This is a genomic window from Dyella sp. GSA-30 (genome assembly GCF_027924605.1).
Lineage (GTDB): Bacteria > Pseudomonadota > Gammaproteobacteria > Xanthomonadales > Rhodanobacteraceae > GSA-30.
This window is the reverse complement of the sequence record NZ_AP027042.1, coordinates 2,026,260-2,037,781: the sequence shown is the minus strand read 5'-3', so window position 1 is coordinate 2,037,781 and position 11,522 is coordinate 2,026,260. Positions and strand designations below refer to the sequence as shown.

9 protein-coding genes are annotated in these 11,522 nt (G+C 60.7%); all 9 read right to left on the bottom strand.

The features are described from left to right. Positions 1-4 precede the first annotated feature (4 nt). Genes QMG46_RS09015 through QMG46_RS08975 form a run of 9 tightly spaced genes read right to left on the bottom strand, consistent with a single transcriptional unit; the run spans position 5 to position 11,520 of the window. On the bottom strand, positions 5-1,210 hold the full coding sequence (locus QMG46_RS09015; protein WP_345781792.1) for an ABC transporter permease: 1,206 nt from the start codon (positions 1,208-1,210) through the stop codon (positions 5-7). Between the two features lie 3 nt (positions 1,211-1,213). After that, positions 1,214-2,530, bottom strand: a complete 1,317-nt coding sequence (locus QMG46_RS09010; RefSeq protein ID WP_281852176.1) for an ABC transporter permease — start codon at positions 2,528-2,530, stop codon at positions 1,214-1,216. 21 nt (positions 2,531-2,551) lie between these two features. Beyond that, positions 2,552-3,772 (bottom strand): ABC transporter permease, encoded by a 1,221-nt coding sequence (locus QMG46_RS09005; RefSeq protein ID WP_281852175.1) that lies wholly within the window; start codon positions 3,770-3,772, stop codon positions 2,552-2,554. An 8-nt stretch (positions 3,773-3,780) separates the two neighbouring features. Next, positions 3,781-5,082, bottom strand: a complete 1,302-nt coding sequence (locus QMG46_RS09000; protein WP_281852173.1) for an ABC transporter permease — start codon at positions 5,080-5,082, stop codon at positions 3,781-3,783. Positions 5,083-5,114: 32 nt separating this feature from the next. Further along, the gene (locus QMG46_RS08995) at positions 5,115-6,350 is read right to left on the bottom strand and encodes an ABC transporter permease (protein WP_281852172.1); all 1,236 of its coding nucleotides are present in this window, start codon (positions 6,348-6,350) and stop codon (positions 5,115-5,117) included. A 13-nt stretch (positions 6,351-6,363) separates the two neighbouring features. After that, positions 6,364-7,692 (bottom strand): ABC transporter permease, encoded by a 1,329-nt coding sequence (locus QMG46_RS08990; protein ID WP_281852171.1) that lies wholly within the window; start codon positions 7,690-7,692, stop codon positions 6,364-6,366. Between the two features lie 22 nt (positions 7,693-7,714). Next, a complete protein-coding gene (locus tag QMG46_RS08985; RefSeq protein WP_281852170.1) occupies positions 7,715-8,944 on the bottom strand; it encodes an ABC transporter permease in 1,230 nt (409 codons plus the stop codon). Positions 8,945-8,951: 7 nt separating this feature from the next. After that, positions 8,952-10,265 carry an ABC transporter permease gene (locus QMG46_RS08980; protein ID WP_281852169.1) on the bottom strand — a complete coding sequence of 438 codons (1,314 nt, stop codon included), beginning with the start codon at positions 10,263-10,265 and terminating at the stop codon, positions 8,952-8,954. Between the two features lie 22 nt (positions 10,266-10,287). Further along, the gene (locus tag QMG46_RS08975) at positions 10,288-11,520 is read right to left on the bottom strand and encodes an ABC transporter permease (protein WP_281852168.1); all 1,233 of its coding nucleotides are present in this window, start codon (positions 11,518-11,520) and stop codon (positions 10,288-10,290) included. Between the last annotated feature and the right edge of the window lie 2 nt (positions 11,521-11,522).

The following is an 11,522-nucleotide window of genomic DNA, read 5'->3' as shown; positions in this document are numbered from 1 at the left end:
GATGTCAGACTGACCGCGTCGCTACTACGGGCGGCACGCGTGCGGCGCGAATGGCCGGCCCGAGTACTGCCAATTGCCCCAGTATCCAAAGCGTGACCGCGCCCCAGGGTAGATAGGCCAGCGGTAGGCGCGGTACTTCGTAGAGCTTCATCAGAACGATATTGAGCGCAAAGGCCATCACCATGCCCAGCGCGATACCGCCGCTGACGATGAGAAAGTTTTCGGTCTGGAAATAGCTGAGGATATCGCTGCGGCGAGCACCGATGGCGCGGCGGATGCCGATCTGACGCCGCCGTTGCTGCACCCAGAAACTGGCCAGCCCGACAATACCCAGTGCGGTCACCAGCAGCATGGCGGCGATGATCCCGCAAAGCATGGCAGCCATGGCCCGATTGGAAGCGAAATAGCGATCACGCAATTCGCTGAGCGTGCCCGAATAATCCAGGTCGACCACGACATCCGGTGCGATGCGCGCCACTGCGTCGAGGGCCTGACGCAAGACCCGGTCTCGCGAGAGCGGACCGGTACGCAGTACAAATACCTGCCCGAGGACATTGCTGCCGGTGATCAGCACCGTGTTATGCAATATCAGCGGCTCGGGGTTGGGCCGTGCGAGGTCCTCGATCAATCCCACCACGCGGCGTTGCGCGCCGTCGGCAAAGAGCACCTGGCCCAGGGAGGGCTGCCCCGGCCAGATATGCTGCGCGTAGGAACGCGACATCAGGATCGATGGCGATGAGGGCAGGAACGATGTCGAGTTGGCCGCTTCATCGTCGCCCAGCCAGCGGCCGTCGGCCAGATGCACACCGACGGTACGAATAAAGTCATTGTCGGCGACGTAGAAATGACCTTGCTGATTGTATTGAGGATCATCGAGAACGCTTCGAAAACCGATTTCGCCCGCCTGCTGGGTGAAGGGCACGGCATTGGTCATGCTTACCGATTCGACGCCGGCGATCCCACGCAAGCCCTGCTTGATACGTAGCAAGGTATCGCGCCCCAGGTCATTGCCCGTACCCTGCAACGACAGCGCCACCAGGTGCGACTCGTCCACCCCCGAGGCCATGCTCATCAATTGCAGGCGATTGCTGAGTAGAAAGAGCGCATTGCACAGTACCGCGCATGCAAGCGCGATCTGCAGGCCGATCAACAGGGTTGCCATGCGATGGCGGCGCAGTGCAGCGGCGACATGACGGATATCCATACGCATGGCTCAGCTCACCTTGATCTGAAGAGCGGGTGGGACACGGCTTGCGCGCACCGCCGGAAGCAGGCCGGCAAGCAGGCTCGCCAGGATGGCCATCGCCACGGTGACCAACAGCAGCATCGGATCGAGCTGTGCCAGATCGGCGTACGCCACCTTCTGCTGACGGACCAGCCAAAGTCCGAACCATGCGAGCAGCAGGCCACCGATGCCCCCCAACAGGCCTACGGCACCAGCCTCCACCAGACACTGCATGAAGATGTCGCTCCGCGAAGCGCCCATGGCGCGACGCACCCCGATCTCACCGCTGCGACCAAGGAACTTCACCAGCAGCAGACCCACGGTATTGCACAGGCAGATGACCAGAAAGCCGAAGGCCAGCCAGGTCTGCAATTGCACGTCCTTGGGCACCACCTGATTGAAGTCCAGCCATTGCATCAGCGACATCATGCGAATGTTGGGTGGGTGATCGAAACGGCCCAGGCTACGTTGCTGCGCATCGTAGTCGCGCAGGTAGTCTCGGTACGCCGAACGCGTGGCCGGCGTATCCAGCTGCACCCACAATCCCACCCATTCACAAGCCGCGGCCGCCATGTTCTTTGGATCGACATTGCCCCAGCAGCTGAACCAGCTGAACTGCGAATGCAGATCCAGCGCGGTCGACAACGGCAGCATGAGATCATGCGGCGGCTTATAGAGATCGCTGGTATCGCTGGCACCATGCCCACCCACGACCATATAGAACCGAGGCGACGGGCGCCAATGATCAAGCACGCCTACGATACGCAAATCGTTGCTATCGACACGCAGCGTGCGACCGACGCTGTTTGCACCGGCAAACAGCTGTTGATTGAGGCGTTCGCTGATGACTACCGTTCGCGAACGCGCCTCGTCATCGGCCGGCTGCCACGGGCCGCCATAGCGAAACGGTACGTTGAACATCGAAAAGAAGGCGCTGGTCGTGGTCAACGTGTCGATCATGGACGGATGCCGACCGGCCTCGACCGGCTGAATCTTTACCAGCGCCTCGGCCGTCATCGTCTGGCGATCGGCCTTGCCGCTACTCCATAGATCCCTGGCACTGGGGTAATCGAGCAGATCGGCCGGACGGCTGCGCACCATCCCCTTGCCGGTTTCGGCGTCGAGCTGCGGATAGAAGATGTGCTCGCTGCGTCCAGGCAGCGGATCGCCCGACAGCAGATACATGACCGTCAGCGTGGTCATGCTCGTACCGATGCCGACTGCGATGGCAATCACCATCAGCGCGGTCAGCACGCGGTTGCGCTTCAAGCTACGCAGTGCAAGATCCAGGTAATAACCGAACATCAGCCTCTCCTCGCCGATCGATCAGGCCGCCCGCGTCGCCACCACGGGCGGCACGGCTGCCGCACGCATGGCCGGCCCCAGAACGGCAATCTGTCCTACCGCCCATAAGGCGATGGCACCGATCGGGAAATAGGATCCGGGCAATCGCGGCAGCTCGTAATGCACCATCAGGAACAAGTTGATGCCGTACGCCAGCGCCATGCCCAGAACGATGCCTATCGTGGCCAGCAGAAAATTTTCCGTCTGAAAGTAGCGCAGGATATTGCCGCGCGTGGCACCGAGTGCGCGACGCACGCCGATCTGACGACGCCGTTGTGCCACCCAGAAACTGCCCAGGCCGACAATGCCCAACGCGGTAACAACCAGCAACGCGACGCACACGCCGGCCAGGAGGCCGGTCATCGCGCGATCGTCCTCGAAGAAACGCGTGCGAACGTCTTCCCAGACCTGTTTGCTCAATATCACGCGATGCGGATCGGCCGCCTTGAGCTTCTCCAGCGCTGTCTTGAGTACGCGGTCGCGATCTTGCGGCGACGTACGAATCAGATACTGACCCTCGGCAACACGCGCGGGCAGGATCATGCTGTACTTCGCGATCGAGTCGTCCCAGATCGACGGGCGCACCAGCTCTTTGACTACACCAACGACGTATAGCGGCGTCTGGTCAAGATAGATCGGCTTCCCCAGTGGGTTTTGCCCTGGCCACAAACGATTCGCCATCGCCTGGGTGATCACCACCGTCTTGGGCATGGCCTTGTCGTTCTTGGTCTGCAGCGCGGCCATGATCGTCTTCATGTCGACGTATTCGTCCGGGCGAAGATTGCGCCCGGCGACCAGCTGCGTACCCAAGGTTTCGGCAAGATTCACGCCGTAATAGTTGGTTGCGTTAATGGTCGACTTCTTCTGATCGGGATCGATCTTCACGCCGCTGTTGTTGGACGAGTTGCCGAACGGCACCTGATTGACCGAAGCGACTTGAGTGACCCCGGGAATCTGCCGCAACAGTTGCAGGTCTTCCTGGTCACGAGCGTATTTGTCGTCGTTGGCGCCGATACTGGCGAAACGTATACGCACCAGCTCTTTCTCCGCCACGCCGCTGGGCATGTTCATGCGGTCGATGCGCTGGGTGATCAGGAACACGGCGTTGCAGACGATCGCGCACGTCAGTGCGATCTCCAGGATCAACAGCGCTGCGGTGATCTTGTGGCGGCGCAACGTCGAAAGGATGGGAAGAATTTCCATATCGGCTCTCACTGACTCTTCAGTTGCAACGCGGGAGTGATCTGGCAGGCACGCCACGCCGGCAACAGGCCGGCACAAAGCGTGCTGATCAGGGCGAGCAGGAATGTGGAAAGGAGCATCGTCATATCCAGATGCGCGAGCGAGGCGTAGCTGGATGGCTGCCGACGCACCAGCCACAAGCCGGTATAGGCAAGCATCAGCCCCCCCATGCCGCCTGCCAGGCCAATGACTCCGGCCTCGATCAGCAACTGCATGAACACGTCGCGGCGGGAGGCCCCCAGAGCGCGTCGCACGCCAAGCTCGCCCGACCGGCGCAGAAACTTGGCCAGCATCAAACCGACGGTGTTGACCAGACAGACCAGCAGGAAGCCAAGCGCCAGCCACGTTTGCAGACGCACGTCGCTGGGCACCACCTTCTTGTAATCCAGCCACTGCATGACATCGAGCAAGGCCACATTCGGCTCACGCTCGAAACGGCCAAGGGTTTTCTGCTCCTGCGAGTAATGGGTCAAGAACGTCTTGTACGCTTCGACCTTGGCCGGGTCGACGATCTGCACCCAGAACTGTAGCCACACACAAGGCGTGTTCTCGGCGTGCTCGGGATCGCCGCCCGAACCCCAGCAATCGGTGGAGCCGTTCAAGGAAAGCTTCATGTCGCGCGACGTCGACAGCGGCACGAAGACATCTTCGGCTTCAGCGTAGTCGCCGATGTTCAGATCGTAGAAATGCGGGTTGACGCGCCAGTCGCCCAGCACGCCGACGATCTGGAACGAGGTATCCTTCATGCGCAGCGTCTGGCCGGTACTATCCTTGCCCTCGAACAACTTGTCGTTGAGCAATTTGGAAATCACCACCACCCGCGCCTTGCCATCGTCGTCGCTGGCATTCCAGCCACGGCCGTACAGAAACGGCACGCTGAACATGGGAAAGAAGTCGGCCGTGGTATAGCGCGCGTCGGTATAAAACGGGTCGATGCTCGACTGCGTGGGCTGGATCGGCACGGCGCCGCCGGTCATCAGCGCCTGCCGATCTGCGCGTGCCGCGTGCAGCAAATTCATGCCGTCGGTCCAGGTGACCTGTTCCGGCGGCGGTTTGTTCGGCTCGTAGCCATCCATCGAAAAAGGATCGATGCGCGGATTGAACAAGGTGGCGCTGCTGCCAGGCAGCGGATCGCCCGAAAGCACGTGCAGCACGGTCAACGTCGTCATGCTCGCGCCAATGCCCAGCGCAATCGCGACCACCATCAAGGCCGTCAGCACCTTGTTGCGCTTAAGACTATGTAGCGCCAGATCAAGGTAGTACCCGAACATGCTGCCCTTCCCCCAAGCCGTATGAAAAATGACTACACCGAACGCGTCGCTTCGACCGGCGGCACTTTCGATGCACGCATCGCCGGCGCCAACACCGAGCCCTGCCCCAACAACAGCAACATCACCACGCCGATCAATACGTAAGCCAACGACAACCGCTGCATTTCGAAACGGGTTACCAGCCAAAGATTCAGCCCTACCGCGAGCACGATGCCGAACAGGGCGCCGCCGCTGCTGATAAGCAGGTTCTCGGTAAGGAAGTAATTGAGGATGTCACCGCGTGTGGCACCCAGCGCACGGCGCACGCCGATCTGCTTGCGTCGTTGCCCCACCCAGAAACTGGTCAGGCCCACGATGCCTGCAGCGGTGATCGACAGCAGCACTACGCAGACGATACCCATCAGCACCGCCATACCGCGGTCGCGGTCATAGGCTGCCTGACGAATATCCGGAAATTTCTGGATACCATCCTTGTCGCTGATAACCCGCATCACGTCTTGTGCGAACAGCGTCTGGCGAACCTTGGCGGCTACCGCATCGATCTGCCCCGGCTCGGTGCGGATGAGGTAATAGTTGCCCCATTCAGACAACAGGCGAGACGGCAGGATGGTGGTTTGCGAAGCAAAGCCCGAAGCCCAGCGGTCGACGCTGTGCGGCTGCAAGGTGTCGACGATACCTATGATCGCAACCGGATGCGCATCGCCAAAATAAATCGACTTGCCCAAGGCGGAGCCATCAGGAAACAGATGCCTGGCAAGCGCCTGGGTGACGATCGCCGATGGCGGCGAAAGCTTGTCTCGCACATCCATGGCCTTGATTTCGCCTGGCTGAAAATTACGGCCGGCGATCAGATGTACGCCCAAGGTATCGAGCAGACGCTCGTCCGAAAAGAACAGCGCCGTGGACGTCGTCGGCTTGAGCTGATCGGGCTCCAGCATGATGCGATCGTCCCAGCCGTTGCCGCGCAGCGGGTATGCGTTGGAGATCGCCGCGTTGCGCACGCCGGCGAGATGACGTAACGCCTCCAGATCGGTATTGACCTGCGCGTCGACCTGCTGCGTGCTCATCGATCGCGCCCATTCGTTCTGCACCACGATGATATTGGCTTCGTCGATGCCGGTGGGCTGCGATAGATGTTGCAGGCGCTGCTGAATGATCGAAAAAGCGTTGCAGACGATGGCAAGCGTCAGGGCGATCTGCAGCGCGATAAGAACCGTACCCGCCTTGTGGCGGCGTAACGCGGTAACAATGGGGCGAATCTGTAGCATCGTCTCGTCGCCCTTAGTTCGATTTCAGCTGCCAGGCCGGCTGCACTTGCGCAGCCTTCCAGGTCGGATAGAAAGCGGCGAGCACCGTGGCCGCCATCGCCACAACGATGGTCAGTAGCACCAGACTGGCATCCAGATGCGCGAGCTTGGCAATCTGTGGCTCGAAAATCAGGCCGACACCGAACATCCCGATGGTGGTCAGCAATACCCCCAGCACACCACCCGCCAGACCGACAGTGCTGGCCTCGATCAGAAACTGCAGGTAAACCTCGCGCCGCGATGCACCGAGCGCCCGACGCACGCCGATTTCCGCGGCGCGTCGCATGAACTTGGCCAGCAACAGGCCAATCGTATTGATCAGGCAGATGGCAAAAAAGCCCAACGCAACGATCAGGGAAATGCGGCTCTCCGGAGGGACGACCTTCTCGTAATCGAGCCATTCGGTGACGTTGCGCAAGCGTATGTTCGGCGCCCATGCGAAGCGACCCGATTGCTGCATCTGTGCCGCATAGTTGCGCAGGTACTCGCGATAGCTCTCCGTTTCCGTCGGCGTATCGAGCTGCACCCACATCGAGATCCATACGCACTCGCCGTGCAACCAGCCATCCCAGCCGGCATTCAAGCTCGACGCACCACCGCAGCTATTGCGCCCACCCGTGTCGATCTTGAGGTCGATCGCTTTGCTGAAAGGCACGTAGATTTCCGACGCGTCACCCATGCCGTTGACGGTAAACATGCTGAACAGGTCGAAATAACGTGGCTTGGGATCCCATTGATCGGTTACACCCACGATGCGATAACTATGGCCACGCATATTGATCTCGCGACCCACGCTATTGGCGCCCTGGAACAGGCGCTCGTTGAGACTGCGGCCGATGACCGCGACGTCCGCATGCCCTTCATCGTCCGCCTGACTCCAGCCCGAGCCATAAAGAAACGGCACGTCGAACATCTGGAAGAAATCGCCCGTCGCGGCATAGCCGCTGACATTGAATGGCAGCGAGCCGCCGCCATGCTCGGGAATGACCGAGAGCGTGACCTCGTAGAAAATCGTCTGCATCCTGGCCTGATGCGCCTTCCACAATGCCGTGGAATCCGTGTACGTCAACGCTTCGGGGGGTTCGCCCAGGGAACGCGCATGCTGCGGCCCCCAATTGTCCAGCTGCGGCACATGCAGGCGCTCGGACTTTTCCGGAATGGGGTTGCCCGAGACTGCGCGAAACACCGAATAGGTAATCATCGACGCGGCAACGCCGAAGCCGATCGCCATCACCATCAGCGCCGTCAACCACGGATTGCGCCCCAAGCTTCGCACACCCAGTTGGACGTAATAACCGAACATCATTGCTCCCGATGGGTGGCCGTCAGACCGACCGCGTCGCTTCGACCGGCGACACGCGCGAGGCGCGCACCGCAGGGGCCAGCACCGCCCCCTGCCCCAGCAACAACAGCAGCACGATGCCGGCGAGCACATACATCAACGACAAGCGCGCCATCTCGAAGTGACTCACCATCCACAGGTTCATGCCAATGGCGAGGCACGCACCAATCATCACACCAGCGATACCGATAAGCAGGTTCTCGGTAAGGAAGTAGCTGAGAATGTCGCGCTTGGTCGCTCCCAGCGCACGCCGCACGCCGATCTGCTTGCGCCTCTGGCCTACCCAGAAACTGGTGAGGCCCACGATGCCGGCTGCGGTGATCGCCAGCAACACCACGCAGATGATGCCCATCAGCACCGCCATGCCATGATCGCTGTCATAGGCCTGCTGGCGTATCTGGGCGTAATCCAGCACACCGTCGTCATTGATGATGCGCATGCGGTTCTGCGCGTAGAGCGCTTTGACCGCCGCCTGCCTGACCGCGGCGAGCTGACCAGGCTCGGCCCGCAGGATGTAATAGGCATCTCCCACCTGGCGCATCGGCCAGATCAGCGACTGGTAGGCATTGCGCATCTGCCAGTTCTCCAGGCTCTGTGTCTGCAATACATCGACGATGCCGACGATCACCGTGGGGGTGCTGCTCATCGCATAGATCGACTTGCCCAACGCCGAGCCATCGGGAAACAGCTTGTCCGCCAGTGCCTTCGTCACGATCGTCACCGGAGGCATGACATTTTCGCGATTGGCGATCGGGTGGATTTCATCCGGACGGAAGTTGCGCCCCGCGATCAGTTTGACGCCGAGCGTATCCAGAAAGTGTTCATCGCCGAGGTAGACCGCCGGATCGCCGATCGCCGTGGTCTGATCCGGCGTCAAGGTGATGAACTGATCCCAGCCGCCTCCCCGCATGGGGTAGGAATTGCTGGCGATGGCATTGTGCACACCGGGAAGCTGGCGCAGCGCAATCAGGTCCGCCCGCTGCTGCGCATCGGCATCGTCCTTGCTCAACTTGCTCGCCCAGTTGTTTTCGATCACCAGCAGGTTCGCTTCGTCGATACCGCTGGGTGCGGAAAGATGTGCGACGCGCTGCTGGATAATGAATAGCGCATTGCAGACGATCGCCAGGGTCAGCGCGGTCTGCAGCGCAATCAACACGGCACCGGCCTTGTGGCGGCGCAATGCGGAAAGAATGGGCTTGATCTGCAGCATCATTGCGACCTCAATTGGATTTGAGCTGCCACGCCGGCTGCACCTGAGCGGCGCGCCAGGTGGGATACAGCGCGGCGACCATGGTGGCAAAGATGGACACCAGCAAAGTCAGACCCACCAGGGTGAAATCCAGATGTGCAAGGCGTGCGATCTGTGGCTGGAACAGCAGACCGACACCGGAGATACCCAAGGCCGTCAGCAGCAGTCCGAGCACACCACCGGCCAGACCCACCGCACCAGCCTCGATCAGATACTGCACATAGATCTCCCTGCGCGATGCCCCGAGCGCACGGCGCACACCGATTTCACCGGCACGACGCAGGAACTTGGCCAGCAGCAGACCGATCGTATTGATCAGGCAGATCGCGAAGAAACCCAGTGCCACCAGCAGCGAGATGCTGCTTTCCTTGGGCACTACCTGCATGTAATCGAGCCACTCCATGACGTTGCGCAGACGCACATTAGGTGCCCAGCCGTAGCGTCCGGCACGCTGCTGATCGGCGGCATAGCCTTCGAGGAACTGCCGGTACTGCGCAACCTCTGCCGCACTGTCGAGCTGAACCCAGGGAGTTACCCACACACAATTGCTCTGCAACCATCCATCCCAATCGCTGTAATCGATGCGGCCGCGGCAACTGTTGTTACCTGCCGTATCGATTCTCAGATCCATGGCGCGACTGATGGGGATGTAGATATCCGACGGATTGCCGAAGCTCGAGCCACCCCAGACAGCGAAGAAGCGCGGCTTGGGATTCCAGTTTTCGGTGATCCCGACCACACGGTAATTGTGCCCGCTCAGCGTGATCTCGCGGCCCAGGCTGTTTTCTCCGCCGAACAACTTGTCGTTGAGTTTTCGGCTGATCACCACAACGGCCGCACGCTGGTCGTCATCCGAGGTCGGCCACGCGCCGCCGTATTGGAAAGGCACATCGAACATCGCAAAGAAATCGCTCTGCACCGTAAAGCCTTCCACGGTGAACGGTATGGACTGACCGCCACGGGGCAGTGCCGACAACCCGATCGGATACAGCATGGTCTGATGCTTCGCCTTGTGGGTACGCATCATCGCCATGGCATCGACATAGTTCAGCGCGTAAGGCGGCTCGTTGCCCAGCAGGTTGTACTTCGGTCCCCAACTGTCGATCTGCGGTATGAACAGTCGCTCCGACTTTTCCGGAATGGGATTGCCCGAGACCGCGCGGAATACCGAATAGGTAATCATCGACGCAGCGACGCCAAAGCCGATCGCCATGACCATCAGCGCCGTCAACCACGGATTGCGCTTCAAGCTTCGCACACCCAATTGGACGTAGTAGCTGAACATCATTGCTCCCGATGGATGACCGTCAGACCGACCGCGTAGCTTCGATCGGCGACACGCGCGAGGCACGCATCGCCGGTGCCAGCACCGCGCCCTGCCCCAACAGCAGCAGCAACACGACACCCGCCAGCACATACACCAGTGAAAGCCGCGCCATCTCGAAGTGGCTTACCAGCCAGAGGTTCATGCCAATGGCAAGCCCCGCACCAATCACCACGCCGACGATGCCGATAAGCAAATTCTCGGTGAGGAAGTAACTGAGAATGTCGCGCTTGGTCGCACCCAACGCGCGGCGCACGCCGATCTGCTTGCGCCGTTGACCGACCCAGAAACTGGTCAGGCCGACGATGCCTGCCGCCGTGATGGCGAGCAGTACCAGGCAGACCACGCCCATCAGAATTGCCATGCCTCGGTCGCTCTTATAGGCCTGCTCGCGTACCGTGGCGAACGTGCGAATGCCGCGCTCGCCGGTGATCACACGCATGCGGTTGTTCTTGAACAATGCCGCTGGCACCGACTTGGTGATGTCGGCCAGCTGACCTGGTTTGGCGCGAATCAGGTAGACGGTGAAATTGCTGGTCAGCTGGACCGGTAGCAGCACGGCGTTGTCGTTGAAGTTGTCCGTCCAGGTCCCCGACCACGGTACCTGGAGCCGTTCGACGATGCCGATAATCGTGGCTGGCGTCTTGTCGTCACCCAGGTAGAATGGCTTGCCCAGTGCGGATTCCTTTGGATAGAGCTTTTCCGCCAGCGCTTTGGTGACGATGGCCTGCGGCGGCGTCTTCAGCGACTTGGGATCGGCAACGACGATTTCGCCCGCGTTGAAGTTGCGCCCCGCAATCAGCTTGGCACCCATGGTCGCCAGCGCATGCTCGTCGACGAAATACTGCGTGGTCTGCGCTGTCGGCTTTTTCGCATCCGGGTTCAACCGGGCACCAGTCGACCAGCCACCGCCGCGCAGCGGATACGAATTGGTCGCGTAAGCATCTTCGACCCCTGTCACCTGGCGCAACGCCAACACGTCGGAGCGAATCAGCGGCGCAACACCGTCATCGGCGACACCGACAAAGCGACTCTGAATGGTCAGCAGATCGCTCTCCTGCAGCCCCGTGGGGCGCTGCAGACGCGTAACGCGCTGCTGGATGATGAACAACGCGTTGCACACGATCGCCAGCGTCAGCGCAATCTGCAGCGCGATCAGGATGGTGCCGGCTTTGTGTCGCTTCAGGGCGACGAGTATGGGCTTGATCTGCAGCATGG